Below are 23,491 nucleotides of genomic sequence, written 5' to 3'. Positions count from 1 at the left end.
CCGGCGTGACCGTCCTGGAGCGCGTCGTCGACTCCCCCGCCGACCTGCGCCGCCTGATCGAGCGGGCCCGCGCCGACCCGCACGTGGTCGCCTTCCCCTACCGCCAGGCCCGGGAGCTGGTGGGCGACGAGCCGCAGCAGTGCCACAACGGGCACGGCTACGCCGGCGGCTCGGCGACCACGCCGATGCGGGACTGGTGGCCGCGCCGCTGCGGACGCCCCCGCCCACGCCACACCGCCCAGACCGTCCTAGGAGGATCGGTTCCACGGTGGACGGCGAGCCACCCCACCCCCACCTTTAGCTCGTCGCCAGCACGCGGGCGGGGATCAGCTGCCCACGATGAATCACACGATTCTCGACACTGCTGCTGCCGGGACACTCACAGGCAGCGTCGAACCCAGCTTGGCGAGTGCGGCGGCGAGGCCTTCCCCTCGATCAGCCTCTGAACCGATCACAGTCAGGCCCTTCCCATCGCGCACCTGGCGCGACTCCAGGGCAGGTACACCCAGGCGCGGCGGCTCGGACTGGTCCCCGACGACTACCCCGAGCACGTCGAGGAGTCTCCTCTGGCAGCCGCCGGCACGAAGGGCCGCCGCAGACAGCCCTTCGTGACCACCCGTGGCGGACGGAGTGCAGTGGAGAAGGTCAGGCAACGGTCGTGGCGCCGACGACCTCCATGTAGGTGCGCTCCCGGGCCATCTGGTGGCCGAGAATCCCGAAGGCGAAGATCACGGGCAGGGCCATGCTGCCCATCGACGTGACCTGGCCGATGGCGACGGCCAGCGGGATCTGCAGGGCGAGCAGCCACGCCGGCAGCTTCGGCGTGAGGCCTCTGCGGAGCAGGGCAATGCCGAGCATCGTCGACCCGATCAGGGTCAGCAGCAGGCCGGGCAACGTGATCAGGAACGCCGTCTCGAAAAACGCGTTGTAGGTGCCGAACTGGGTCCAGTAGTCGCAGAACACCCCGACGCAGGCCCACACGTAGCCGGTCAGCGCTACCCGCCAGGCCCACTTCTCGAAACCGACCGGGCCGCGCCGCCGGCGCACGACGAACGCGCACAGTGTGAACGCCACGAACACGGGTAGCCAGATCTTCCCGTAGGTCAGGTACACGGCGTCCGGGTTCGCCCAGTCGAGCAACGGCTTCAGCGCAGACCGGGCCGGGTCCGACCACAGGCGGGTCAGCGGCAGCTCCAGGTCGCCCTTTCCATCGACGGTATTGTGTCGCGCCAGCGCATGCAGCTGGCCGGCCACCAGGCCGAACCACGCCATCACCCAGGCGAAGCGCCCAATCGTCCGTTGCCTCTCCACCGACTCCAACATGAATCCTCCTCAGCACGTGGTCGACCCCCTGCCGACCGTCCTACCGAAACGCTAGGAAGGCGGGCACGCCGAGGTCGTCAGTGCTGGGCACGGACGCATGTCCACCCCAGGGTGGAGAACAGCTTCACCTAACGGTGGGCGCGTGAGGGGCTGGGCTGGTCCTACGCTCAACCCGTGACCATTGCGTGGCGAATCCTCGCGCGAGACGCCGCACTGCCGGTGGCGCTCGCCATGGTCGGTGTCGCCGAGATGGCGGCGATGGGCTCTCATCCGTGGGGGTTCGGCGCCGTGCTCGAGGTCGTGGCCTGCGCCCTGCTGGTCTTCCGACGGCGCAACCCGCTGGTTCTGGCGACGCTCGCCACCGTGGTGCTGCTGGCGATTCCCTGGGTGGGCCCGCAGCTCGACGAGGCCAGCGTTCCGATCCCGATCTGGGCCCTGGCGGTGTTCTCGCTCGCCCGCTGGGTACGCGACCTGCGCGGGTTGGTCGGCGTCGCGGTGATGGCGGCGGTGGTATTCGCCGACTACGCGTTCGTCGACCAGCGCCACCACAACTGGTCCGACGTGATCTTCGTGGCCGCGCTGATCGCGCCGCCGTACGTCCTGGGCCGGCTGACCCGCAGGCTCGCCGAGCAGAAGGGGCTGCTCGAGCACAACCAGGAGCTGGTGAAGCGCGAGGCGGTGCGCGCCGAGCGGGACCGAATTGCCCGCGAGCTGCACGACGTGATCGCGCACTCGGTCAGCGCCATGGTGGTGCAGACCGCCGCCGCACAGGACTTGGTGCGCAGCGACCCCGACAGCGCCGAACAGATCCTCGCGACGGTCGCCGCGACCGGACGGCGCGCCCTGTCCGAGACCGGCACGCTGCTGCACGTGATCCGCGACCACGCCGACGAGCTGGGCCTGCAGCCAGCCCCGGGTCTGGCGGACCTGCCCGAGCTCGTCGAGCGGTTCCGCGCCGACGGCCTGAACGTCGCCGTCGACGTGGACGAGCCGCTGCCCGTGCTGCCGGCCGGCGTCGACGTCTCGGCGTACCGGATCGTCCAGGAGGCGCTGACCAACGCGCTGCGCTACGGCGCTGATCGGACCGCCGCCCTCCGTCTCTCCTGCACACCGACCGTTCTCTCGATCCGCGCCTCGAACCCGAGCAACGGCAGCAGCGGACTGGGAAGCGGGCTCGGGCTTCTCGGCATCGCCGAGCGCGTCTCGCTGCTCGGCGGCAGCCTGTCGCACGGCATCGGCAGCGACGGCAGGTTCCAGCTCGACGCGACCCTCCCGGTTGCCACGCCATGACCAGCGTCGTCGTCGCCGACGACCAGGACCTCGTCCGCTTCGGCCTCGAGATGGTGCTCAGGGCCCGCGGCATCGACGTGGTGGGGCTCGCCGCGGACGGCCGCGAGGCGGTGGAGACGGTACGACGTACGCGGCCCGACGTCGTACTCATGGACATCCGGATGCCCGTGCTCGACGGCATCGCGGCCACCGCGCAGATCACCGACGCCGGCCTCCCGTCGCGGGTGCTGGTCCTGACGACGTACGACCTCGACGCCTACGTCTACGGCGCGCTCAAGGCCGGGGCCGCAGGCTTCCTGCTGAAGGCGACGCCACCAGACCGACTCGTTGCGGGGGTGGACACGGTTGCGGCGGGAGAGTCGCTGCTCGCGCCGTCACTCACCCGACGGCTGATCGAGGAGCATGTACGACGTCCCCCTCCCGTCGAAGGGGTGCCCACGCCGCTCGCGACCCTCACCGACCGGGAACTGGAGGTGTTCACGCTGATCGCGCGGGGGCTGGCGAACGACGAGATCGCAGCGCACCTGGTGGTCGCGGACACGACCGTCAAGACACACGTAAACCGGATCCTGGCCAAGCTGGCGATGACCAGCCGGGTGCAGCTGATCGTGCTGGCGTACGAGACCGGGCTCATACGCCCCGGAGCGGGCGCCGCCTTGTGGGCAGCGTCCGAGAACCACCGTGGACGTCGCTGAGCGTGGCACCACCATTCCCGAATCTCGGTGGCTGAACGCTAACGATCAGGCGCGGTGGTGAGCGCCTTGCTGTAGACCGTGGAGCTGCGCCGGACCGTCATGCCCACCCGTACTGTCGCTGCACGCCGACGGTGTGTCGGCCCTTCTTCAGATCGCCCGTCTCGTCGATGACCAGTACAGCCTCGGCATCACCGAGGTGGTGGCCGACGAACTGCCGGACATCAGCGCGGACCGCGGCATCGTCCCACTTCACCCGGGTCAGCAGGTACGGGCGTCCACGCCGGTGACCGGGGGCTTCGTCAACGGAGAGATTGTGCCGCAGGTACCAGCGGACCGCGACGACGATCGCCTCTGCGGGAAACCGGAACCCGGTAAACGCCGACTTCGGAGGCGACCAGGGGCGACGAGAACTCGATCGCAGCACCCGTCAAGCCTGCCTCGATCCCTCGACACGGGCAACGCAACAGACCCCACCGGTGGAAGCGCAGGTTGCGGTCTCCGTAGTACAGCGCCCAAGTGCCGTTGCTCTTGGTGTACCTCATGTGTGCGACGGGAAGCCTCGTCCACCCCGGCCCGATGTCGGCACGCCACGGCGCTCGATTCGACGACTGTGGCATACCAGGACATGGCCGACTTCGCCGAGAGGATCAGCGACGAGGCGGTCGGGCGGAGGCTGGCGCGAGCACATGGGGGCGTGACATAGCTCGGTCCTCCAAAAGAGATCGATCCGCTACCAAATTCGGAGTTCACGTGACGTCGGATCGGAACGCCGCGCCAGTCGCGGTCTGCGCGTAGCTGAGGATCAACTGCTCCGCACCGGCGGTGTCGATGTCACTGTCCTCGAGCACCACGTAGAAGCCGTACCCGTCTTCGAGCGCCACCAGGTTGCGGGCGATCACGCGCGCGGCGGCGGTGAGCCGAAAGACGCCGGTGGCCTCGCCCGCAGCGAGGATGGCGTGGTAGATGCCGACCTGTCGTTCGAAGTAGGCGTGGTTGAGCGCACCGAAGGTGCGGTTGCGGAACGCGGGGCCTTCGAACTCATAGAGCATCCGAACGAGCTCGTCGTCAGGACCGGTGGGCAGGCCAGCGCGGACCGCCGCGACGAGCTTCTCGTGAGGATCCGCGGCGGCGTCAACGGCCGCCTCGCGGTCGCGACAGAACCGTTCGATGGCGCGGTGGTGGGCTTCCAGCAGAAGAGTCTCCAGCTCGTCGTAGTAGTAGAGGACCGCGCCGGCGGTGAGGCCCGCCTCGTCAGCGACGTCACGTAGGCGTACCCGGGCCAGCCCGTGTTTGACCACAGCGCGTTGCGCGGCAGCGACGATCTGCCGACGGCGCTCTCCCTGATTCTTCGTCCTCGCCACGCAGTCATTCTTTCATAAGTTGTGCAAGATCTAGACGAACCCCTTGACAGGCGCAAGCGGCGATTCTTTAATCCGAAGTTCAAAGAATGATTCGATCCTCGGGAGAGCACCGTGAGCGACACGCAAGCCCCGGCATCGTCGCTGGGCGCACCAGACAAGGGACTCAAAGGCGGCGCGCTCGGGCTCGCCTCCAGCATCGTCATTGGCATCTCCGCGACCGCGCCTGCCTACACGGTTGCGGCCAGCGTGGGCTACATCGTGCTCGCCGTCGGGGTCGCCGCCCCCGCGATGCTCCTGCTCGCGTTCGTCCCGATGATGTGCGTGGCGGTCGCGTTCGCTCAGCTCAATCGCGTCGACCCAGACTGCGGCACCACGTTCACCTGGGCCGCCCGTACGTTCGGCCCACGCACGGGCTGGCTCGGTGGCTGGGTGATGACGGCCGCGTCCGTCGTCGCCATGGCGTACCTCGCTGGCATCGCTGGCTCGTACCTCCTACTGCTCTTCGGCGCGGAAGGCCTCGCCGCCTCACAGACCTGGGTCACCGTGGTCGGCGTCGGCCTGATCTCGCTGATGACGCTGGTGTGCTGGCGAGGCATCGGGATCTCCGTCTGGGTTCAGCGCGTCTTGCTGGTCGTCGAACTGATCATGTTGGCCGTCTTCGCGGTGGTGGCGCTGGTGAAGGTAGCCACCGGTCATGCCCCCGCCGGACACGCGACGCCGTCGCTGGGCTGGTTCAATCCCCTCGGTGTGGGCTCGTTCGGCACGCTTGCGGCCGGCCTGCTCGTCGCGATTTTCGTGTACTGGGGATGGGACTCCGCGGTCAGCGTCAACGAGGAGACCGAAGCCCCCGACCGCAACCCCGGACGCGCCGCGGTCATCTCGATGGCCCTGCTCATCGGCATCTTCGTGCTCGCCACCGTGGCGGCCCAGGCCTACGCGGGCGTCGGCGCGGACGGCATCGGCCTCGGCAACGAGGACACCGCGGCCGACCTGCTCGCCGTGGTCGGCGCCGCGGTGCTCGGCTCGGCCTGGGGCAAGCTGCTGATCCTCGCCGTCCTCAGTTCGGCGATCGCCGCGCTGCAGACCGGGATCCTGCCCACCGCCCGTACCGTGCTCTCGATGGCGACGGCGAGGGCAGTGCCGGCCTCCTTCGCGCGGATGAACCGCCGCTTCCAGACACCGTCTGTAGCGACCGCGGTCACCGGCGGAGCGACCATCGTCCTGTTTCTGGGCCTGAGCCTGCTCGGCGGCGGCAAGGCGGCAGCCGATGCCATCGCATCGATCGGCCTGCTCATCGCGTTCTACTACGCCCTGGTCGGCTACACGTGCGTGTGGCAGTTCCGCAGGGTGCTCACCGGCAGCGCCAAGGACCTACTGCTCAAGGGCATCCTGCCGCTGTTCGGCGCGGTGACCCTCACCGCTGTCTTCGTCAAGAGCGTGTGGGACATGCGCTCCCCGGACTACGGCGTCACCTCGATCGGCGGCGTGGGAGGCGTGCTGCTCATCGGTGGCGGCACCATCGTGCTCGGAGCGCTGGTGATGCTCGGCTACTCGCTGGCCAGGCCCGCCTTCTTCCGGGCGAAGCTCGCGTCCCCCGGGTCGACGGGCAGCGAGTCGCCGGCCGATATCGCGGCGCTGACGGAGAGGCAACCGCTCGGACCGGCCGTCTCCGATCCCGCCTCTTGAAAAAAGGCACCACCCCCCATTGCAATGATTCCAAGGAGTGGCATGCGCACCCTGGCGATAGCCGCCGTCCAGACCAAGCCCATTGCCGGCGACACTGACGCAACCTGGGTGCGCTACGCCGATCAGATCCACGCCATCCGGGAGACATTCCCGCAGGTGCAGCTCGTGGTACACCCCGAGCTGCACCTGTCGGCGCCGGGCCTGCTGCTGCAAGAGGACCCGTCGTACGCGGACCAGGCGGCCGTAGAACTGCCCGGTCCGTTGACCGACAAACTCGCCGACCTGGCCCGCCAGACCGGCCTGTGGCTGGTGCCAGGCAGCGTGTACGAGCGCGGTCTGCATGGCGCGGTCCACAACACCGCCGTGGTGGTGGCGCCCGATGGGCGGCTCGCCGCCCGATACCGCAAGTGCTTCCCATGGCAACCGTACGAGACCACCACACCGGGAGATGACCTCGTCGTGTTCGACATGAAGCTCGGCGACGATCGGAAAACCCGCATCGGGCTCGCGATCTGCTACGACGGGGCCTTCCCGGAAGTCTTCCGTCAGCTCGCGTGGTCAGGTGCGGAAGTGGTGCTGCAACCGACGCTCACCCCCACCCGCGATCGCGAGATGGAACTGGTGTTCGCCAGGGCCAACGCTGGCGCTAACCAGGTGTACGTGGTCAGCGTGAACGGCTCAGATCCGCACGCGACCGGCGAGTCGGTGATCGTAGACCCCGAAGGCATCGTCCGCCAGCAGGCCAGAGGTGGCGAAGAGATCCTCATCGACGTGTTGGACCTCGACGCCGTCACGCGCGTGCGCACCTTCGGCTCGTTCGGGCTTAACCGTCCATGGGACCAGCTGGACAAGCACGGACCGAACCTCCAGCTGCCCATGTACGGTCGCATCAACCCCCGGCCGACCGCCTGAGGTTCCCCAGGGATCTGGACACCGGGTCATGCCGCGATCTAATCCAGCGGAAGACGGTGACGTGGTTCCTGCCTCGGTCCCTCGAGCACGGGCAGTGCAACAGACCCCCGGCGACGTCGACCAGTTCGGCGCGGCGGTGCTGCGCGGGGCGCTGGACGACGCCGACGCGGAGCACCCGGACCGCGTCGAGCTGCACCCGACGGCGACCGGCTAGGCCCGCGTGCCGCTGCCCCGGCGCACCCAACGGCCGCCGACCACCAGCAGCACCAGGCCGACCACCGCCACGATCGGCCCGATCACCGCCCACATGCTCTTGCCGCTCATCGCGCTGCCGGCGAACACGTCGAGGCCTTGCAGCGCCCAGACCAGGCCGGCCACCAGCAGCAGCGCGCCAACGACAACGGACACCCAACCCTTCATCGGGTTGCCTCCTCCAAGCTGACCGGATGAAACGGCGTGGCGCCTCCCCGCCACCCACAATGGGGGCTGTGGCGGCGGGGGCCCCACGACATGCTTCACGGTCGGTGGTGCGGAAAGGTTCAACCCCGGGCCAGCGCCTGTCCGGCCACGCGCAGTCGCTCCGGCTCGTCCATGACGACCCCCCGCCTCGGACAGGACCGCGGTGAACCGCGCCGCGCGGGCATCGAACAACTCCCGTACCCGCCGGTGCAGGTCGACCCGGTTGCGCTCGGCCAGTTCGCGCAGCGCCGAGTCACCGAAGGCCGCCGAATCACCGACCGCGGCAGAGTCACCCAACACCGCGTGGAGTAGGGCCTGGCCGGCCGCCGTGGTCGCGCCGGCCGCCCCGGTCTCGGTCGCCGGCCAGGGTGAACGGGGCGAGGCGAATACCGCGATCATCGGCCGGCACGGTTGATGTCAGTCGTGGATGTCAGCCCGCTCAGTTCGTCACCCACCCGGCTGCGGGTTTGGTCGCGGCAGCGTTCACGAGGCACGGAGAAAGGAGGCCCAACCACCCGCCAGCGGCCGTCCTACGGGCAGGGACTGAAGCCGGCGCAGCACCTTCGGATCCTGAGCTTCCAGCCAGTCGATCAGCTGACGAAAGGATACGAGCCGGACTGAGGGATATTGGGCCATCCGTGTCGCAGCCTGGGCGATCGCCTCCATGTAGATCCCGCCGTTCCAGTGCTCGAAATGGTTGCCGATGATGAGCGGCGCCCGATTGGTGGTGTAGGCGCGCTGGAAGCCGGCGAGAAAGGCGTCGCGCGCCTCGCGGAGCCAGATCGGACGCATCCCGGGATCTCCGTTGGGGGTCCTCGACTGGTTGTACATCATGTTGTAGTCCATCGCGAGGACCTCGAAGCGGTGCCCGGGGAACGGGATCTGCTGCATCGGAATGTTCCACAGGCCCGTGGCGAACCTCGAGGGCCATACCTGGGTTCCGGTGCCGGAACTGTCGTACCTCCAGCCGCGGACGCGCGTGGCACGCAGGAGGTTGGCCTGTCCCTCGAGGCAGGGGGTGCGGCCGCCGATCAGCTCGTGGGCGTAGTCGAACGGCAGTGGGGGTAGGTCGGTGAACCCCGTATTCGTGCGCCAGTTGGACACGAACCCGACGGCCTGGTCGATCTCGCGGTCCCAGTCGGCCGGCGACCACCGCCGCACCCCGCCTGGTCCGCAGAAGTGCCCATTGAAGTGGGTCCCGATCTCATGGCCCTCCTGCCAGGCGAGACCTAGCTGCGCGATCGTTGCGTGAACCGACCGCTCGGACAGGAAACCGATCGCCGAGGAGCCGACCGGGTGCTGCGGCGGTGCGTAGGCCATCCGCTTCGCCTCCGGCAGGGTGTAGATCCCCGAGAGGAAGAACGTCATGGCACCCTGCAGTTCCTGTGCAACGCCGCGGAACCGCGAGAACAGCTGGGCGCCCGTCTCCCCCGCACCATCCCAGGACAAAACCACAAACTGCGGCGGTTCCTCCCCGGGGGCGAGCCGCCGCGCGCGCGGCTGGTGTTGGTGAGGCCCGCTGTCACGGCTGCTGCCATCCCCGATCACCCCAGCCGTGTGGAGTGGCGTTGGTGTCGATGCCGGTGAGACAGCCATCCCACCCGTGGGGTGCGCCGAAGTCCCGCGAACCCCGACCTCGGACGCGCCGCCCGAACCGAGGGGCCGCGGACCCTCGCCCCTGCTGCCATCGCATCCGACCAGCGAGGTCACGGAGGCACCCACTGCCGCACTCAACACGATCCTTCTGCTGACCCCCACCTGGCCCTCCTCAACGATGAACCGCGCACCTGACCCCGACACTGTGACGCCCCTCCAGGCTCGATGGTTGCAACCCGCCGCCAGAGGGGATGCGCGACGTACGGAGGCTGCCCTGACCCCTCGTTTGTAAGGCGCACTCGGCGATGGTCACGGCGTCCGTCACCGTTCGGGACGTCCGAGACCTCCGCCTGATCCGTCCGGTGACGTTCGCCGACGGCCGGCTCCGTTGATGTCAGGTGCGGATGCCAGGGCGGGGACGCTCGACCCCGCACTGCCAGGGGCGACCTCAGTGTTCCGCTGGGCTGCGAAGCCACTGACGCTCGGAGCCGAGTCTCATCGCCAACATCAACTGCAACAGTGACAAGGCACCACCTGGTGGGCGGGGTACGTGGCGCCGAGGACATGCGCCCTTTTCGCACCGTCGTCGGGCTCTCCACCTCTTCGTCTGGCTACTGCTGCGTCTCGTTGCCCGCAGTCCCCTGTGTCCGGCTGTTGACAATCGGAAAACCAAACGGGTAATGGGCGTCCACTCCTGCGGCCAGTCACACTCGCGCAGTGAAGCACCGCGCTCCCCCGCCAGCCGGCGTCCTCTCGAAAGCCAATCGCTACCCGGCGAGGGTTATCGGGATCACCTTTGCGGTGCTGCTGGTCCTTTGCTTTTGCGGTAACGCCTTGGACGAGTTCCTCAGCGACGACGAGTCGACGACCACCCCTTCGGTGAGCGCGAGCGCCGACCACATCGCCGCCGTCCCCCCAACCCCGCCCCGGCCAGTCCATCGCCGACGCCGAGCAGGACGGCGAAGCCCACCCCGAAGCCGACACGCAGCAGCCCTCAGTCGACGGTGAGGCGCACCACCCGCCCGTCCATGCGCTGAACGCCGACCCGAGGTCATGGAACACTTCCCCGCGCCACTAACGCGCGTCGACAGTGACTTGCTGGTCGACCGCATCGAGGTCCAGCACGCCGAGCACGACGGCTTGGCCCCGGTCGGCGGCTTCGCGCAGCAGCTGACGGATGAGGTGGCTGCCGATGCCGCGGTCCTGGTGGGCCGGCTCGAGCTCGACGCGGGCCAGGTAGACCTCGGTGGGGCTAGTCGATGATCAGCACGCCTGGGTCGTGGCCGTCAACGATCACGATCTTGGTTCTGGCCGGTATGAAGCTGCGTGGGTGGAAGGGGCTGCTGGGTCTGCTCGTCCCAGCCCCAGATTGCCTCGATGTAGGTGCGCATGGCAGCGCGGTGCAGCAGGTAGCACATGGTGCTGTCCGCTGCCGTGGCCGGGCGCAGGCCGATGGCCGTCATGCTGCGGCGTCCGTGGGGCGCTCATGGGGCTGCAAACACAAGGACCCGGATGCTGGGCGATGACGACTCGCGGGGAGTAGCGGTCGTGACGGCGAGTTGCAAGTATGCCGACATGGACTCCCACCACCCTCAAGTACCGGCTCCGCCTACACTGAACACCGCGTCCGGCCGCACCCCAACCGGTCGCTGGTACTTCGTGCTAACCATCTTGACGGCGGGACTGTTCGCGTGGGTGCCGTTCCTACATGCGGCCCAGCGGCTAAACAGACCACACCTCCGACGACTGGCGGCGGTTTACGGCGGGGTCGCTGTACTCATGCTCGCGCTAACTGGCATGACACCAGTCGATGCCGCTGGTGATCCAGTTGGCAAGGTCGGCGGGGTACTCCAGTTCCTGACGGTCGTCCTGAGCCTCGCCACTCTCGGCGTTGCGTGCTTTCAGCTCGCGCCACTACGGCGTGAGGCCTACGGACTCGCCACACCAGCGCCCCAGCCGGTCGCCGCTGCCGACCCGGCAGTCGCCGCTGTGCTCGCCGCGCGCGCCAGGCGCGCGGAAGCGAGAGCCATCGTCACGAAAGACCCCCTTATGGCACGTGAACTAGGGATTGGTCGTCCAGACCGGAGGCGGGCATACGACGACGGCGGCCTGGTCGATCTAAATGGCGCACCGGCGGACGTGATCGCCACGACGTGCGACATCCCTGCATCCACCGCTGAGCTGTTTGTGCAGGCTCGTGAAGCGCGAGGCGTCGCGTTCTCAGACGTCGACGAGGCGTTGATCCTCGCAGAGGTCCCGGTACAGCTGTGGGACCAAATCAGGGACCGAGCGATCCTCGTGCCATAGACAGTGACCTCTTCGAGCCCCGCCGAAGAGGTCACCGGACAGGAAGCCCTGGTCCGAGGGTTGCCCGTGGGATTCGACTCTCAGCTGCCGGAATCCCTACCGACTCCGCCACGGCGGATCCCCGAGCCGTACGCCGATGCAGCATGGCACTTCAAGCCGTGTTAGCCGTCACCGAAGGTGACGGCTAACAAACCTGGTGCGGTACCGGCGCCGGAGTGTCGACGATCTGGCAGGTCAGGTGACCCCGATGTTCAGGTAGAAGTGGCCGAGCTTGAGCGAAAGAGAGGCGCCTCCGAAGTGGTGAATGAGCAGGGCCAACAGGATGACGATCAAGATGCAGACGACGAGCCAGATCAGGAACCACACGAACCCTGGGATCCCGTAGCGACCGACGCGAGCCATTAGGCTCGCCCCCTCGCGGTTGGCGCTGCAGCAGGCACCGCCACCCATGGACGTGTCGGCTGTCGATAACTGCGCCCGACGCTAGCGGACGTCTCCATACTGCCTCCTTCATTGAGGTGTCCGCGAAATTTCCCTACCGAGGCGCGCGTCAAACTGGGACGGAGGAGCCCTGATCTTGTCCAGCGGGTCAGGCGTGTCCAGCCCAACCCGAGCTACGGGCCTGCACGGGACGACTTCACCAAGCTCAATGCCGCCGATCATTGGCTCGGCTGGCTCGGACACGATCCGGCTGCGACGATCCGAGAATCCATAGCCGAGGTCCTCGATCAGCAGGTACCGGGCGCGACCTTGCGATGGATGAAGATCACCGAGGAGCCGCGGTACCTCACCGCTGGACGGCCTGCCCCCGATGACCCGGACAGCCTGATCGTTACTCGTGCCGCCCTGGCCGCGTCTTTCGCCATTGGGGTCGACTCGCCGTCCGGTCGCTACGACATCCTGTGGGGCGTCTACAGCATCGCCGTCGTCGGTCTTGGTTCCGGCACGCGTGCCCGCAGCCGGGCGTGGTTCGACCTTTGGACCGCCCTGGATGCGGCCGAACAACAACTCCGCACCCGCATCGCCGAGGTCGAACCGCCAAGCTGACCTGTCGGGCCGCCTACTGTGCGACGCCCAGACGCACGCCGACGCACAACCCCGTGCCGACCGGGTATGAGCCCGACGACTGCGACTGTCCCATGATCAGCGTGGTCTCCGCCCGAACGCCCGTCCTTTGAGCGGCTGAGGCTAGAGCATGCGGAGAAGGCCGTGCGCTGCGGCGAATGCCGTGTCGGAGCGGGGCGGTGTTCGCGCCAATAGGCGTCCGGCCTCGCGGTTGCGGCGCTCACTGCCCAAGCCAACGCCGATGTGTTCGAGGGTGGGGTGGTCGACGAAGGGTGTGAACGCCTCCACCGGCAGCAGGGACTCCGTGATCGTCAAATCCTGCAGCCGTGGCGCGGCCGCGAGGCCGCGGACAGCGGCCGGGTGGCGAAGGTGCCGCATGGCCGTGCAGTCGACGCGCAGGAGCGCGGCGCAGGAGCTGAGGTCGGGAAGCCGATCAACAGGGAGGGCGTCCAACCACAGCCACTGCAGCGCCGGCAGACGCGCCACCACGGCGAGATCGGTCAGCTTGCGCACCGTGCGGAGCGCGAGGCACCGGAGGGTGGAAATCCGGGTGAGCCACTCAGCGGCCGTGAGCGAGCCGAGAGTCAACGCCAGTGACTGCAGTCGAGGCAGGACAACATCGGGAACGACGCGGTCGACGGGAAGCCGCCACAACGCGAGTCCCTGTAGACCGGGATTGGCGGCGAGCAGGTCCGCAAGGCCGCGCCGGTGAGCGACGACCCGCAGCCGGCGAAGACCGCGGAACGCGGCCACGGGCGTGAGGTCGAGAAGCTTCCGGCTCTCTCCAAGGTCAAAGGCCTCCACATCAGGGCTCAGCTGCTGCAGCGGGGCCAGGTCCGCCAGGTGATAGAGGCCGGCGACGCTGAGGCGACGCAGGCGGGGGAACCAGCGCAGGAACCGCAGCGCCGCCAGGTCCTCGTCGGAGCCATACACCCGGAGGGTGACCGTTGGGTGGTCGGTTAGGAACGCGGCAAGTGCTCCGTAGTCCGGCTCGGCGAGCGGCCGGCAGAACTGCACCACCGCGTCATCACGGAGCCCGACGCCAAGCCGGCGCACGTCAACCGAGCTCGACACCTCCACCAAACCCTTCATCGCTGACCATCGTCCCGCACGACCGTCATCCGTTCATAGGGCGGCAGCATCACGCCTCGGGCGTCGATGCATATCCTCTTCAACGTCAATGACGACAGCCGGACATACACGAGCAAGGAGTTGCCGCCATGGCTCGTAAGGTAATCACGATGCTGACCGACGACCTCGACGGCAGCACCGCAGACCGGACCGTGGAGTTCAGCCTCGACGGCACGTCGTACGCGATCGACCTTTCCGACCAGAACGCGGGGAAACTCCGCAAGGCGTTGGACGCCTACATCGGCACCGCTCGGCGCGTCGGACGAGGAGGCATTGCGACCGGCAGCACCAACCGCCGGGCTGCCCCTCCCGCGACTACTCGCGTCGCCCGCAGCCACAACCAGGCAGTCCGGGAGTGGGCAGCGAAGAACGGCTACGAGGTCTCTGAGCGGGGCCGGATCCCCGTCTCCGTGATCGACGCATACAACAATCGCTGAGCCGTCGCCCGCTCACGCGCCTGGGATGTAACCAGCGAGGCATTGACGTCTACGGCATGGGGCCAACCACTTGGGGGTGTACCGCTCCGGCCGAACTGTTCACACGCCCGTTCTGTCGCCGCCGCCTGCGCCAGGTCAAAGCGGACGGTGGCGACCTCGGTGGCCAGGTTGACCTCCGCGGCTGTCACCCCGTCGACGCGGCGAAGCGCCTTCTCCACCCGGCCGACACATGAGGCGCACGTCATGCTGCCGATGTCGAGGGTGCAGCTGGCGGTCGCCTCGGTCGCCGCGGCGGCGGTCGACGCGGTGATGGTCATTGCCGTCTCCTGTTCGGGCCGGGTACGGGGGCTGTGGCTGATTGTTCGGGGGCGGGGATCGGCCCCGAACCGGCGATTTCGCCAGGTTCGGGGCCGGGGTCAGTGGCCGGTGGCCGGTGGCCAGGTCGGTGTACGCGCTCGGGGGCCAGACCGCGAGGATCTTGGGTCGCAGGGTGGCGCCGAGGCGGTGGTAGAAGCGCTGCGCGTCGACGTTGTCAACCTCCATGCCCCAGCGGATGGGTAGTTGCGCGGGTGCGGCCAATGCGGCGAGGGCGGCCATGAGCTGCCGGCCGGCGCCGGAGTCGCGGTGCCCGGGGCGGACGTAGAGGTCGTCGAGGTTGAGCATTTCGCCGCCGGTCCACAGGTGCAGTTGGCGGACTGAGGAGACGTAGCCGACCGCCCGGCCGCCGCGCTCGGCCAGCAGGACGATCACCTCGGGGCGTGGGAGCAGGGCGCGCCACTGCTCGTCGGTAACGTGTACCTGCGCCGCCTGGCCCTCGTGGGCGGCGATCTCGCGGACCATCGTGGCCACGTCGGCGGCGTCATCCGGCGTGGCCCGACGGATCGTGACCTCGGTCATCGCGGGCTCCTCTCGTGGGGTGGGGTGGACGGGGCGGACACGGCGGCGGGAGCGGGCAGGACGGCTACTGCCGCCGCGGTCGGGTTTACGCGACGCCGCAGGTGTCACCGACGTCGCCGGGCTGGGGCGGGGCGTCAGCAGTGGGCGTACTCGTGCGGGCGCAGCAGCATGGCCACGGCCATCGCCGGGAGCATGAGCAGGTGGCCCCACAGCATCAGGGTGCCGGTGTCGATGAGCTCGAGCGCCAGTGGCACGAACAGCACCAGGAAGGGCACGTACATGGCCGCGCCCATCTCGGCGATGGGCCGCCAGCGGTGGCCGCGGAACTTCATCCACGCGGACATGGCCACCGTCATGTTCGTCGCCATGATCAGCGCGCCGGTGTACGGGTTGTGCATCAGTGCGGCGGCGCCGAGGGCGTCGAGGACGAACATCCACACCGGGTGCAGGACCACCATGCCGACGGCCATCGCCACGACCATCTCGGCGAAGTGCAGGGCGAACTTCTTGGCGCTCAGGCGGTGGCCGTTGTGCGCCACGGCGCCGGTGGGCGCGGGGGCTGTGCTTGGGGTGGCGGGTTGGCTGTGCATGGCGTGTCTCCAGGGATGGGCGTGGGTTACGGGACGAGGGCGTAGCCGGCCTCGTCGACTGCGGCGGCGATGTCGGCGCGGTCGACTGGCTGGGAGGCGGTGGCGGTGACGTTGCCGGTGGCCAGGTCGACGGTGACGGACTCGACGCCGGCGACACTCGAGATCTCCTCGGTGACGGAGCGGACGCAATGCGCGCAGGTCATGCCGGTGACTTCGAACGTGGTCGAGCCGATGAAGGTGCGGGGCGTGCCGGAGAGCATGGGGAGCTCCTCGAGGTGCTGGTGGTGCGGTCAGGTAGAAGAGTCGGCGCGGGGGTGGGTGCGTCTTACCGGGGAAGTCGCCGGGTTTTCGCCGGGATCTGCCAGGTCAGTGGCCCTGCCCGCCGGGACCGTGGCCGCTGGCGCCGGTGCCGGGCTTGCCACCGAGCACGGCGAGCGGGGTGAGGATGGGTGGCGGCTGGCCTTCGTCCGCTGACTTCGTCGGGTTGGCCGGGCGCGGGGGTCGGGCAGCGATGGGCATGGACGTGCTCCGCTTCTCTTGGAAGGGGTGGCGAGGCAACCGAGCTGCCTCGGGCATGGTCGTTCTGAGCGTTCGCAGGTGCTGAGCCGGGGGGTCCGGCGTCGCGGTGGCCGCCCAGCTGGGGCGGCCACCGCGGTCCGCGGCTGGTCGAAGGCTGGGTGGGGGCTCAGCCCACGGATGCCATGTCCTGGATGGGCCGATCGTCGCCTTCGTGTCGGCGCGGTCGCCGGCGATGTCGAAGGTGACCAGCGCCGCGCGGGCCCTGGCTTCATCGGCCAGGCGACGGGGCCTGCGAATCCTGAATCCGCCAGGCGACCACGACCAGCCAGATCATCCACGCTACGTCCAGGACGAAGGCCAGCACGATTGCGATCGTCTCCGTTTGCGAGAAACCTGCGGAGCCGACCACCCAGCCCTGCACCAGGTAGGTGAGGCCGGAAAGCCCCATCAGGTGGGCTAACGGCCGCGGGAGCCATGCCGTCCGCATGACTGCGGCTGCGAACAGGAGCAAGGCGAGGCCCAAGGCGAAGTTTTGGTAGCTCCTCACCCCCCACTCAAGCCAGCGGATTGCCTCGGCGCTCGCGAAGCGCGCCGCCTTCTCGGCGTCCGGGGCGCTCGCCCACGCGTTCACAGCCTGCTTGAGGGCGACCCCGTCGACCGCCTGGAGGACGCCGTACAGCGCCAACGTCGCCACCGCCGATGCGGCACCGAATCGACCCGCCCATCTCGCCGTTTTAGCCTGAACGTCCAGGGCGAAGAACAGGGCGAGCAACCCTGCGAGGAAGATCGCCATGCCCGCGAACTGGCCGAGGTGCACGGCTGTCCAGATCCCGCTGCCGGCGTACTCGGCGAACACGGCGGAGTGGTTATTAGCGTCCCCAGCGGCGTGGAACTGGGTGACCACGATGTACAGGAGTTGTCCCACGAGCAGCAGCGTGGCGGACAGGCGCAGCGACGTGCGACGCGCCAGGGGTTCGGTGTGCGCGGGGGTGGCGCTGAGGGCGGGAAATGTGCTGGACACGGCAGGCCTCCAGGTTGCGTGAGGGATGAACGGTGTCACGGGGCGAGGACGTAGCCCGCCTCGTCGACTGCGGCGATGTCGGCGCGGTCCACGGGGCGAGAGGCGGTGACGGTGACGGTCCCGGCGGCCAGATCGACGTTGACGGAGCCGACGCTGTCGACGGCGGCGATCTGCTCGGTGACCGCGCGCTGGAAGTGCGCGCGGGTCATGCCCTCGACCTCCAAGGTGGTCGAACCGATGAAGGCGCTGGACAGCAAGGGAAACTCCTTGAGGTGCTGATGCTGGTGCGGTCAGGTACAAGAGTCGGCGCGGGGGTGGGTGCGTCTCACCGGGAAAATCGCCGGGTTTTCCGCCGGGATCGGCCCGGTCAGTGACGGTGCGCCCCGTGCCCGTGGCCGGTGACGGCGGCACTGGGCTTGCCACCGTGCACGGCGAGCGCGGTGAGGACGAACAGGGCGGCAAGGACGCGTACGGCCATGGCGACCAGGCCGCCGAGGATCACGGTGCGGGCGCCGTAGCAACCGAGCTGTGCGCCGCCGGCGCATGCGGCGACTGGTGCCCGTGGGCGGGGGCCGCCGGCTCGGCGGCGGTCGGCCGATGGCTCCTGCTCGGAAGCGGGGGTGGTGGTCGGCTGCCACGTTCGCCGCCGGCATGATCACTCACGCCGGTGATTTCGCCGGGTCCTGATCCGGGACTTGCCCGGCGCGCTCGGTACCGTCGGACTCATGTTGGCCGGACGGGAACCCGAACGCGCGGCGATCGCCGCCCTGCTCGACGCCGCCCGCACCGGCAGCGGCGGCGCGCTGGTGGTGCGCGGCGTCGCCGGGGTCGGCAAGTCGACGCTGCTGGCCGACGCGCTGGCAGCCGCGTCGGACCTGCGGGTGCTACGCACCTCGGGCGTGGAGTCCGAATCGCCGCTGGCCTTCGCCGCGCTGCAACGGCTGCTGTGGCCGCTGCGCACCCGCATCGACGCCCTGCCGGCGCCGCAGGCCGCGGCGCTGCGCGCGGCGATGGGAGAGGCCGAGGGCGAGGGCGACCGCTTCCTGGCGTTCCTCGGCACGCTGAGCCTGCTCGCCGACGCCGCCGAACAGGCGCCGGTGCTGGTCGTCGTCGACGACGCGCACTGGCTCGACGACGCATCGGCTGCGGCGCTGCTGTTCGCCGCCCGCCGGCTGCAGGCCGAGCGCGTGGCGCTGCTGTGTGCCGCCCGCGACGGCGACGCCCGCCGCTTCGACGCCGGGGACCTGCCCACCGTCGTGCTCGGCGGGGTGACCGGCGCCGACGCCGACGCGCTGCTGTCCGCCCGCGCCGGGATCGACATCGACCCGGCGGTATGCGACCAGCTGGTCGCAGGCACCGGCGGCAACCCGCTCGCGCTGGCCGAGCTGGCCGGGGTGCTCACCGCCGACCAGCTGGCCGGCCGGGCGTCGCTGCCCACCCCGCTGCCGCTGACCGGCGGCGTCGAGCGAGCTTTTCTCGACCGCTATCGCCGCCTCGACGAGCCCGCGCAGCGGTTCCTGCTGGTCGCCGCGACCGACGACACCGCCCGCCTGACCGTGGTCCGCGACGCCGCCGAGCGCCTCGACGCCGCTGAAACCGCCCTGGATGCGGTGGAGCGGTCCGGGTTGCTGCGCGTGGACGGCGATGTGGTCGCCCTCTACCACCCGCTGGTGCGCTCGGCGGTCTACCGGGCGGCCACCAGTGCGCAGCGCCGCGCCACGCACCGTGTGCTCGCCGACGTGCTGACCGGCGACCCCGAGCGGCGGGCCTGGCACATGGCCGCCGCCGCTGACCGGCCCGACGAGGACGTCGTCGCCGCCCTCGACGGGGTCGCCGAGCGCGCCGCGGCCCGCGGTGGCCACGAGGCGGCGGCCGCCGCGTGGGCCCGCGCCGCCGAGCTCACCGCCGGCGGTGAGGCCCGCGGCCGGCGGCTGTACCTGGCCGCATCCTCGGCCTGGCTGGGCGCGCACCCGTCGCGCGCCTCGGCACTCGCCCAGGCTGCCGCGGCAGACGTGACCCATCCGCTGCTGCGGGCGCAGCTGCTCGCGCTGCAGGGACAGATCGAATGGAACACCCGCTCACTGAACGACGGCTACGACCTCATCCTGCAGGCCGCCGAGGTCGCCGCGGCCGTGGACGCGGCGCTGACGGCCCAGCTGGCGATGCTCGCCGCGTCGCTGGCGGCGTTCGGCGCCCGATCCCCTCGCCCGGTGAACCCGACCGCGCTGGTGGCCGAGCTGGCGCCGGACGCGCCGCCCCGGGTGCAGGCCGCCTGGGCCCTGCTGCAAGGGTTCGGCGCCGTCGCCCGCAGCGAACTGGCGGCCGCCGCGGAATCCTTCGGGTGCGCGTTCCTCTTCACCGACGCCGACCCGGTCGACGACCACGTGCTGCAGCCCAACCTGGGCATCGCCGCGATGCTGATAGACGACGACGAGCGCGGGCTGCGGCTGCACGAACAGCAGCTGACCGCCGCCCGCCGCGCCGGCGCGCTGAACATGGTTGAGCACGCCCTCACCCGCGGTGTCCACTTCCAGATCGCGACCGGCGCCTGGTCGAAGGCCGCCAGTGCCGCCGCCGAAGCGCTGCCGCTGACCGCCGACACCGGCCACCCGGGGCTGACCGCGCTGCCCACCGCGCAACTCGCCCTGGTCGCGGCGCTGCGCGGAGACGACGCCGCCGACTGCCACCTGGATAGGGTCACCGAGATCCGGGACAAACACCCGATCGGCATCACCGACGGCCTCGTCGCCGACCTGACGCACTGGGCCCGCGGACTGCGCGCGGCCGCGCAGCCAGCGACCGCGCTGCACCACCTCGAGCAGATCGAAGGGCCGGCGTGGCGCCGCCTAGTCGCCCTCGACCTGTTCGACGCCGCCGTCCGCGGCGACCGCCCCGACCTCGCCCGCACCTGGCTGGCCGAGCTGGACCATTTCGCCGCGGGCACCGGCCTGCCGGCCGCGATCGCTGTCGTCGAGCACGGCCGCGCCCTGCTCGCCGGCGACGGCGCCGAGACCCACTTCCAGCGGGCACTCGCCGCGCACGCCGACTCGCCGCGGCTGCCCGACCGGGCCCGCACCCACCTGGCCTTCGGCGAACACCTGCGCCGCGCCCGCCGCCGGGTCGACGCCCGCGAGCACCTGCGCACCGCGCTGGCGCTGTTCGAGGACCTCGGCGCCGCCCCGTGGGCAGAGCGGGCCGAGCAGGAGCTCCGCGCCTCCGGGGAAACCGCCCGCCGCCGCGATGTCACCACCGCAAACGAGCTGACCCCGCAGGAACGGCAGGTCGCCGCCCTGGTCCGGCAGGGCCTGTCGAACCGGAACGTGGCCGCGCAGCTGTTCGTCAGTCCACGCACCGTCGACTTTCACTTGAGAAACTGCTACTCCAAACTGGGCGTCAGCTCCCGCGCCGAGCTCACCGCTCTCCCGCTCGACCTGTGACCGCCGTGGCCTTGCACCTGAAGACCGCATCAGTCGTTGTCACTCACCGATCCCTCTCGCATTTACTCCCCAGGGGTATGTGCGAGAAGGGTGTCCTTCAGATAACCATCGTTTCCTAATAACGCAGCTGTCGAGTCCCTGGCCCGTCCCCGTCTGAGCATGATCAGGGCGTTATCCACGGCACGCGAGTTGTCCACAGCCTGGGGACCGGCGGCCGTGGTGCGCCAAGGTCTTGACGGCGAAGCTGAGCTGGTCGGCGAGGCCGCCGCCCGGCTGCTGGCCACGGCCACACGCACTCGTGACCCCTCTGCCCCAACCCGAAGACCTCACGTCGCTGGTCCTGCGTACCGATTTCACCGATAACGCGGCGTGGGACGCACTGAAAGCCGTCCCCATCGCCGGAGACCCTTACCCCAACGCGACCTTCGTCAGCGACCTCAGTACCCGCGGTAGGCATCCATGCCCTGGTCCAAGCCGATGCCGACGCGGACGATGACGACAAGCTGACCTACCTGTTCCTCGCCGACTCGACCACCATGGCCGACGACGAACACCCGCTGCTCGCCGTCGACCTCTACGACGAGCCCGGCCGCACCTTCCGGGTGCCACCCCGCTGGTACGCCGAAGTCTCCGCCAACATGTCCATCGCGAACATGGACTTCGCCGACTTCGCCGACGCCGCCGACGAGTCCGGCACGTTCCGCGGCTTCGAGGGTGACTGACCAAGCCCGTGAAGGAGAGGCCAATGGCCCGCCGAATCGGGCACGCCGCGGACTGGAGAGCGAGGCACAAGGTCTACCAGTACCGGCCGCCCGCGACGGAGACGACATACTGACAGCTTGTCGCAGCATGTCGATAGCCCCCACCGTCAGGTCCTATCCCGTGCCTTGAAGCGACACCCCTGTTGGCCCGTTCCGACCCGGTACCCGTTTCGCTACTCAGAAATTGGCCCGGCTTGCCGGCGGCGCAGCGTGCGGATCCACCCCTGGGCGGTGTGCCGGGGCACGTCATAATGGTCGGCGACAGCCGTCACATTGCCGGCCTGCTGGTAGACCGCTTCGAGATCGGCCGGTGAGCGCCGGTACACCCGTCCCTCGCCTCCGGATAATCCGCCTTTGCCGATCCGCTTCGTGGCCTTCGCCGCCGTAGTCGTGGCCTTGGCGCCCGTTGCGGTCTTCGGCTTGCCCGCTCGGCTGTGGGTCGCGCCGGCGCCTGACGCCTGGGTGGCCGTCTTCGCTTTGCTTGCCTTGGTCGCCGGTGACGCCTGCTTGGGCACCACGACGTCAACCGCACCAGCGCCTTCAGCGTTACTCGTAGCCAGCTCATCCGCACCCGTGGTAGGGGCGGTGGGCTGGACCGCCGTCGGCTCGGCGGCGGGCTCACCGTCGCCGATGGGCACGGCGCCGGCCGCGGGCGCCTCGTCGGATACGGCAATTGGCGGCGTGGCTATCGCCTGCTGCCCACCGGCGGCGGGCGCGATCGCCCTCAAGAGCAGGTCCAGGTCGACCGCGGGGATCTGGCCCGCGGTCAGCCCGTCCCCCTGCCCGGCGCGAACCACCAGTTCGGTGATGCGCGGGGTGGTGTCGTTCACCTCGACCTTCAAGGTTGTGGTCGCTCGACTGGGATCGTCAGCGGCGATGGTGATGGTGTAGGAACTCATCGAATCATGCCCTCCAATGTGGATACCGGCCGTCGCCTCATGTAAGACGTCCGGCAACGCGGCAGGAACTCCACCTGTTCACCGATCGGCGTTGGTGAAGAAAGTACCGCAGACCCCCTGAGCCGATATTTCAACCCATCACCAATCACCCAGGTCGGGTTGCTCAAGCGGTACGGCGCCGCTTGTTCTTGATCCTTCCGGCGACGGCGGTTGCGGCTTCATGGTGCAGCCGCTTGACGACGCTCTGGTAAGTGTCGTGGTGGAGTGGCCGAGTTGGTCGGAGACGACTTTGATGTCGACGCCAGCGTCGGGGGCGAGGGTGGCGGCGCCGTGGCGCAGGTCGTGCAGGCGGATGGGTGGCAGCCCGGCTCGTTTGACGAGGCGGCGGAAGCGTTGGGTGACGGCGTTGGGGTGCCAGGGTTCGCCGTCGGGGCGGACGAAGAACAGTCTGGTGTCTGGCCAGTCTGTGCCAGCGGCGAGGCGCCAGGCGGCGCGGCGGGCCTTGTAGGCGGTGAGCACGGCGACGGGGTCGGGGTCGGGGTCGACATCGCGGTTGCCGGCGTCGCTCTTGGGCCGCTCCTGCCGGGTTTCGTAGCCGCGGGTGGCGATCTGGTTGACGATGCTGACCTCGGCCTTGCCGAGGCGGACTTCGGCGTCGAGGAGGCCGCACCGCGGCGGGGTCCGCGGTAGGCCATGAAATGCAGTAGGGGGTGCAGGTCGGGGGCGTGGTCGGCGGCGTAGTCGAGGAACTGGACGAGGAGGTCGTCGGTCCAGACCATGACCGGACCGGGGACGTCACCCGTGGCCCTCCACCTCTCGACCCGTTCCGGTTCCCACACGATCGGCTTGGCCCGAGCATTGGAGGTCTTGACCAGGGTGGCAGGGTTCGGGATGCCGCTGACCACTTTGGGGCGAGGGCGTCGTTGAACGCCTTGCGCAGGGTCGCGCGGATACGCGCGATGGTGGCAGGCCCGGTGGGTCGCACTCCTCTCACGCTGGCGCGGGTGGGCGGGGTCGGGGCTGACTTTCGCGGTAGCGATGTCGGCGTTGCGTTTTTTGATCTTGTCGATGAGGTCTTCGATGTGGTGGGGGCGGCCGGGGCGCC

General features: G+C 69.5%; 28 protein-coding genes and 2 pseudogenes. 11 read left to right on the top strand and 19 right to left on the bottom strand.

The genetic code is table 11. From position 1 onward, the window contains the following. Positions 1 to 5 precede the first annotated feature (5 nt). Positions 6 to 446, top strand: coding sequence for a hypothetical protein (locus GA0070613_RS32185; protein WP_157746398.1), 441 nt, complete (start codon positions 6 to 8; stop codon positions 444 to 446). Between the two features lie 199 nt (positions 447 to 645). On the opposite strand, the gene GA0070613_RS19915 is transcribed toward GA0070613_RS32185, so the two are convergent. Next, positions 646 to 1,323: a hypothetical protein gene (locus GA0070613_RS19915; RefSeq protein ID WP_157746397.1), complete on the bottom strand. Its 678-nt coding sequence runs from the start codon at positions 1,321 to 1,323 to the stop codon at positions 646 to 648. 174 nt (positions 1,324 to 1,497) lie between these two features. Between GA0070613_RS19915 and GA0070613_RS19910 the strand changes: the two genes are divergently transcribed. Together GA0070613_RS19910 and GA0070613_RS19905 are read left to right on the top strand one after the other, a co-directional pair. Further along, positions 1,498 to 2,613, top strand: coding sequence for a sensor histidine kinase (locus GA0070613_RS19910; RefSeq protein WP_157746396.1), 1,116 nt, complete (start codon positions 1,498 to 1,500; stop codon positions 2,611 to 2,613). Further along, entirely contained in the window at positions 2,610 to 3,308 is a 699-nt protein-coding gene (locus GA0070613_RS19905) for a response regulator transcription factor (protein ID WP_089013671.1), read from the top strand. The genes GA0070613_RS19910 and GA0070613_RS19905 overlap by 4 nt, the downstream gene beginning before the upstream one ends. Before the next feature lie 109 nt (positions 3,309 to 3,417). Here GA0070613_RS19905 and GA0070613_RS32180 read toward each other — a convergent pair. The 3 genes and pseudogenes from GA0070613_RS32180 to GA0070613_RS19895 all read right to left on the bottom strand — a co-directional run. Continuing rightward, positions 3,418 to 3,576, bottom strand: a pseudogene (locus tag GA0070613_RS32180) (transposase); the annotation flags it as partial. Positions 3,577 to 3,790: 214 nt separating this feature from the next. Continuing rightward, a pseudogene (locus GA0070613_RS34465) lies at positions 3,791 to 3,925 on the bottom strand (DUF3024 domain-containing protein); the annotation flags it as partial. Positions 3,926 to 4,054: 129 nt separating this feature from the next. Next, a complete protein-coding gene (locus tag GA0070613_RS19895) occupies positions 4,055 to 4,669 on the bottom strand; it encodes a TetR/AcrR family transcriptional regulator (RefSeq protein WP_197698927.1) in 615 nt (204 codons plus the stop codon). A 111-nt stretch (positions 4,670 to 4,780) separates the two neighbouring features. Between GA0070613_RS19895 and GA0070613_RS19890 the strand changes: the two genes are divergently transcribed. Both GA0070613_RS19890 and GA0070613_RS19885 read left to right on the top strand, forming a co-directional pair. After that, complete coding sequence (locus GA0070613_RS19890) at positions 4,781 to 6,355, top strand: APC family permease (RefSeq protein WP_089013669.1); 1,575 nt, start codon at positions 4,781 to 4,783, stop codon at positions 6,353 to 6,355. Positions 6,356 to 6,397: 42 nt separating this feature from the next. Beyond that, entirely contained in the window at positions 6,398 to 7,267 is an 870-nt protein-coding gene (locus GA0070613_RS19885; RefSeq protein WP_089013668.1) for a carbon-nitrogen hydrolase family protein, read from the top strand. A 210-nt stretch (positions 7,268 to 7,477) separates the two neighbouring features. On the opposite strand, the gene GA0070613_RS19880 is transcribed toward GA0070613_RS19885, so the two are convergent. Next, positions 7,478 to 7,687: a hypothetical protein gene (locus tag GA0070613_RS19880; RefSeq protein WP_089013667.1), complete on the bottom strand. Its 210-nt coding sequence runs from the start codon at positions 7,685 to 7,687 to the stop codon at positions 7,478 to 7,480. Between the two features lie 522 nt (positions 7,688 to 8,209). Beyond that, entirely contained in the window at positions 8,210 to 9,274 is a 1,065-nt protein-coding gene (locus GA0070613_RS19870) for a polysaccharide deacetylase family protein (protein ID WP_231929289.1), read from the bottom strand. 1,101 nt (positions 9,275 to 10,375) lie between these two features. Here GA0070613_RS19870 and GA0070613_RS34620 point away from each other — a divergent pair. Beyond that, positions 10,376 to 10,585, top strand: coding sequence for a hypothetical protein (locus tag GA0070613_RS34620; protein ID WP_231929287.1), 210 nt, complete (start codon positions 10,376 to 10,378; stop codon positions 10,583 to 10,585). 23 nt (positions 10,586 to 10,608) lie between these two features. On the opposite strand, the gene GA0070613_RS32165 is transcribed toward GA0070613_RS34620, so the two are convergent. Further along, positions 10,609 to 10,785 (bottom strand): hypothetical protein, encoded by a 177-nt coding sequence (locus tag GA0070613_RS32165; RefSeq protein WP_157746395.1) that lies wholly within the window; start codon positions 10,783 to 10,785, stop codon positions 10,609 to 10,611. A 334-nt stretch (positions 10,786 to 11,119) separates the two neighbouring features. Between GA0070613_RS32165 and GA0070613_RS19860 the strand changes: the two genes are divergently transcribed. Further along, the gene (locus tag GA0070613_RS19860; RefSeq protein ID WP_197698926.1) at positions 11,120 to 11,629 is read left to right on the top strand and encodes a hypothetical protein; all 510 of its coding nucleotides are present in this window, start codon (positions 11,120 to 11,122) and stop codon (positions 11,627 to 11,629) included. 234 nt (positions 11,630 to 11,863) lie between these two features. On the opposite strand, the gene GA0070613_RS34005 is transcribed toward GA0070613_RS19860, so the two are convergent. After that, positions 11,864 to 11,995 (bottom strand): hypothetical protein, encoded by a 132-nt coding sequence (locus GA0070613_RS34005; protein WP_260428364.1) that lies wholly within the window; start codon positions 11,993 to 11,995, stop codon positions 11,864 to 11,866. Positions 11,996 to 12,388: 393 nt separating this feature from the next. On the opposite strand from GA0070613_RS34005, the gene GA0070613_RS19850 reads away from it, so the two are divergent. Beyond that, positions 12,389 to 12,676, top strand: coding sequence for a hypothetical protein (locus GA0070613_RS19850; protein ID WP_089013663.1), 288 nt, complete (start codon positions 12,389 to 12,391; stop codon positions 12,674 to 12,676). A 141-nt stretch (positions 12,677 to 12,817) separates the two neighbouring features. Here the strand turns inward: GA0070613_RS19850 and GA0070613_RS19845 are convergent, their stop codons facing one another. After that, a complete protein-coding gene (locus GA0070613_RS19845; RefSeq protein ID WP_089013662.1) occupies positions 12,818 to 13,786 on the bottom strand; it encodes a leucine-rich repeat domain-containing protein in 969 nt (322 codons plus the stop codon). A gap of 128 nt (positions 13,787 to 13,914) precedes the next feature. Here GA0070613_RS19845 and GA0070613_RS19840 point away from each other — a divergent pair, with 128 nt between their 5' ends. Further along, a complete protein-coding gene (locus GA0070613_RS19840) occupies positions 13,915 to 14,262 on the top strand; it encodes a histone-like nucleoid-structuring protein Lsr2 (RefSeq protein WP_089013661.1) in 348 nt (115 codons plus the stop codon). On the opposite strand, the gene GA0070613_RS34455 is transcribed toward GA0070613_RS19840, so the two are convergent. From GA0070613_RS34455 to GA0070613_RS34000, 8 genes are all read right to left on the bottom strand, one after another. Continuing rightward, positions 14,199 to 14,507 carry a heavy-metal-associated domain-containing protein gene (locus GA0070613_RS34455; protein WP_408630957.1) on the bottom strand — a complete coding sequence of 103 codons (309 nt, stop codon included), beginning with the start codon at positions 14,505 to 14,507 and terminating at the stop codon, positions 14,199 to 14,201. The two genes, GA0070613_RS19840 and GA0070613_RS34455, sit on opposite strands and share 64 nt — an antisense overlap. Next, on the bottom strand, positions 14,398 to 15,159 hold the full coding sequence (locus tag GA0070613_RS34450) for a GNAT family N-acetyltransferase (RefSeq protein WP_408630956.1): 762 nt from the start codon (positions 15,157 to 15,159) through the stop codon (positions 14,398 to 14,400). Before GA0070613_RS34450 ends, GA0070613_RS34455 begins: the two co-directional genes overlap by 110 nt. A 134-nt stretch (positions 15,160 to 15,293) precedes the next feature. Next, positions 15,294 to 15,749, bottom strand: a complete 456-nt coding sequence (locus tag GA0070613_RS19825; protein WP_089013660.1) for a hypothetical protein — start codon at positions 15,747 to 15,749, stop codon at positions 15,294 to 15,296. 26 nt (positions 15,750 to 15,775) lie between these two features. Next, entirely contained in the window at positions 15,776 to 16,009 is a 234-nt protein-coding gene (locus GA0070613_RS19820; protein WP_089013659.1) for a heavy-metal-associated domain-containing protein, read from the bottom strand. 106 nt (positions 16,010 to 16,115) lie between these two features. Further along, the gene (locus tag GA0070613_RS32160; RefSeq protein ID WP_157746394.1) at positions 16,116 to 16,268 is read right to left on the bottom strand and encodes a hypothetical protein; all 153 of its coding nucleotides are present in this window, start codon (positions 16,266 to 16,268) and stop codon (positions 16,116 to 16,118) included. Between the two features lie 268 nt (positions 16,269 to 16,536). Beyond that, positions 16,537 to 17,289, bottom strand: a complete 753-nt coding sequence (locus GA0070613_RS19815; protein WP_089013658.1) for a DUF4386 family protein — start codon at positions 17,287 to 17,289, stop codon at positions 16,537 to 16,539. Positions 17,290 to 17,324: 35 nt separating this feature from the next. Beyond that, positions 17,325 to 17,546 carry a heavy-metal-associated domain-containing protein gene (locus GA0070613_RS19810; RefSeq protein WP_089013657.1) on the bottom strand — a complete coding sequence of 74 codons (222 nt, stop codon included), beginning with the start codon at positions 17,544 to 17,546 and terminating at the stop codon, positions 17,325 to 17,327. Between the two features lie 110 nt (positions 17,547 to 17,656). Then, positions 17,657 to 17,791, bottom strand: a complete 135-nt coding sequence (locus GA0070613_RS34000; RefSeq protein WP_269459001.1) for a hypothetical protein — start codon at positions 17,789 to 17,791, stop codon at positions 17,657 to 17,659. A 223-nt stretch (positions 17,792 to 18,014) separates the two neighbouring features. On the opposite strand from GA0070613_RS34000, the gene GA0070613_RS33995 reads away from it, so the two are divergent. Next, positions 18,015 to 20,726: an AAA family ATPase gene (locus GA0070613_RS33995; protein ID WP_157746393.1), complete on the top strand. Its 2,712-nt coding sequence runs from the start codon at positions 18,015 to 18,017 to the stop codon at positions 20,724 to 20,726. 455 nt (positions 20,727 to 21,181) lie between these two features. Then, complete coding sequence (locus tag GA0070613_RS19800) at positions 21,182 to 21,448, top strand: DUF6924 domain-containing protein (RefSeq protein WP_408631008.1); 267 nt, start codon at positions 21,182 to 21,184, stop codon at positions 21,446 to 21,448. Between the two features lie 212 nt (positions 21,449 to 21,660). Here the strand turns inward: GA0070613_RS19800 and GA0070613_RS19795 are convergent, their stop codons facing one another. Both GA0070613_RS19795 and GA0070613_RS33510 read right to left on the bottom strand, forming a co-directional pair. Further along, a complete protein-coding gene (locus GA0070613_RS19795) occupies positions 21,661 to 22,386 on the bottom strand; it encodes a hypothetical protein (protein WP_089013654.1) in 726 nt (241 codons plus the stop codon). Between the two features lie 138 nt (positions 22,387 to 22,524). Next, the gene (locus tag GA0070613_RS33510) at positions 22,525 to 22,905 is read right to left on the bottom strand and encodes a tyrosine-type recombinase/integrase (protein WP_231929286.1); all 381 of its coding nucleotides are present in this window, start codon (positions 22,903 to 22,905) and stop codon (positions 22,525 to 22,527) included. Positions 22,906 to 23,491: the final 586 nt, after the last annotated feature.

Origin of the sequence: Micromonospora inositola (assembly GCF_900090285.1) — a bacterium.
GTDB lineage: Bacteria > Actinomycetota > Actinomycetes > Mycobacteriales > Micromonosporaceae > Micromonospora > Micromonospora inositola.
Note: the sequence above shows the minus strand (reverse complement) of the source record. Positions and strands in the feature narration are given on the sequence as shown.

Bases quoted from the DNA above. Each gene is read 5' to 3' on its own strand.
- GA0070613_RS19880 (WP_089013667.1), bottom strand. From the start codon at position 7,687: ATGAAGGGTTGGGTGTCCGTTGTCGTTGGCGCGCTGCTGCTGGTGGCC.
- GA0070613_RS19820 (WP_089013659.1), bottom strand. From the start codon at position 16,009: ATGCTCTCCGGCACGCCCCGCACCTTCATCGGCTCGACCACGTTCGAA.
- GA0070613_RS19905 (WP_089013671.1), top strand. From the start codon at position 2,610: ATGACCAGCGTCGTCGTCGCCGACGACCAGGACCTCGTCCGCTTCGGC.
- GA0070613_RS19845 (WP_089013662.1), bottom strand. From the start codon at position 13,786: ATGAAGGGTTTGGTGGAGGTGTCGAGCTCGGTTGACGTGCGCCGGCTT.
- GA0070613_RS19850 (WP_089013663.1), top strand. From the start codon at position 12,389: ATGAAGATCACCGAGGAGCCGCGGTACCTCACCGCTGGACGGCCTGCC.
- GA0070613_RS19840 (WP_089013661.1), top strand. From the start codon at position 13,915: ATGGCTCGTAAGGTAATCACGATGCTGACCGACGACCTCGACGGCAGC.
- GA0070613_RS19795 (WP_089013654.1), bottom strand. From the start codon at position 22,386: ATGAGTTCCTACACCATCACCATCGCCGCTGACGATCCCAGTCGAGCG.
- GA0070613_RS19915 (WP_157746397.1), bottom strand. From the start codon at position 1,323: ATGTTGGAGTCGGTGGAGAGGCAACGGACGATTGGGCGCTTCGCCTGG.
- GA0070613_RS32165 (WP_157746395.1), bottom strand. From the start codon at position 10,785: ATGACGGCCATCGGCCTGCGCCCGGCCACGGCAGCGGACAGCACCATG.
- GA0070613_RS19825 (WP_089013660.1), bottom strand. From the start codon at position 15,749: ATGCACAGCCAACCCGCCACCCCAAGCACAGCCCCCGCGCCCACCGGC.
- GA0070613_RS19885 (WP_089013668.1), top strand. From the start codon at position 6,398: ATGCGCACCCTGGCGATAGCCGCCGTCCAGACCAAGCCCATTGCCGGC.
- GA0070613_RS19860 (WP_197698926.1), top strand. From the start codon at position 11,120: ATGACACCAGTCGATGCCGCTGGTGATCCAGTTGGCAAGGTCGGCGGG.
- GA0070613_RS34455 (WP_408630957.1), bottom strand. From the start codon at position 14,507: ATGACGTGCGCCTCATGTGTCGGCCGGGTGGAGAAGGCGCTTCGCCGC.
- GA0070613_RS32160 (WP_157746394.1), bottom strand. From the start codon at position 16,268: ATGCCCATCGCTGCCCGACCCCCGCGCCCGGCCAACCCGACGAAGTCA.
- GA0070613_RS34450 (WP_408630956.1), bottom strand. From the start codon at position 15,159: ATGACCGAGGTCACGATCCGTCGGGCCACGCCGGATGACGCCGCCGAC.
- GA0070613_RS34620 (WP_231929287.1), top strand. From the start codon at position 10,376: ATGGAACACTTCCCCGCGCCACTAACGCGCGTCGACAGTGACTTGCTG.
- GA0070613_RS33995 (WP_157746393.1), top strand. From the start codon at position 18,015: ATGTTGGCCGGACGGGAACCCGAACGCGCGGCGATCGCCGCCCTGCTC.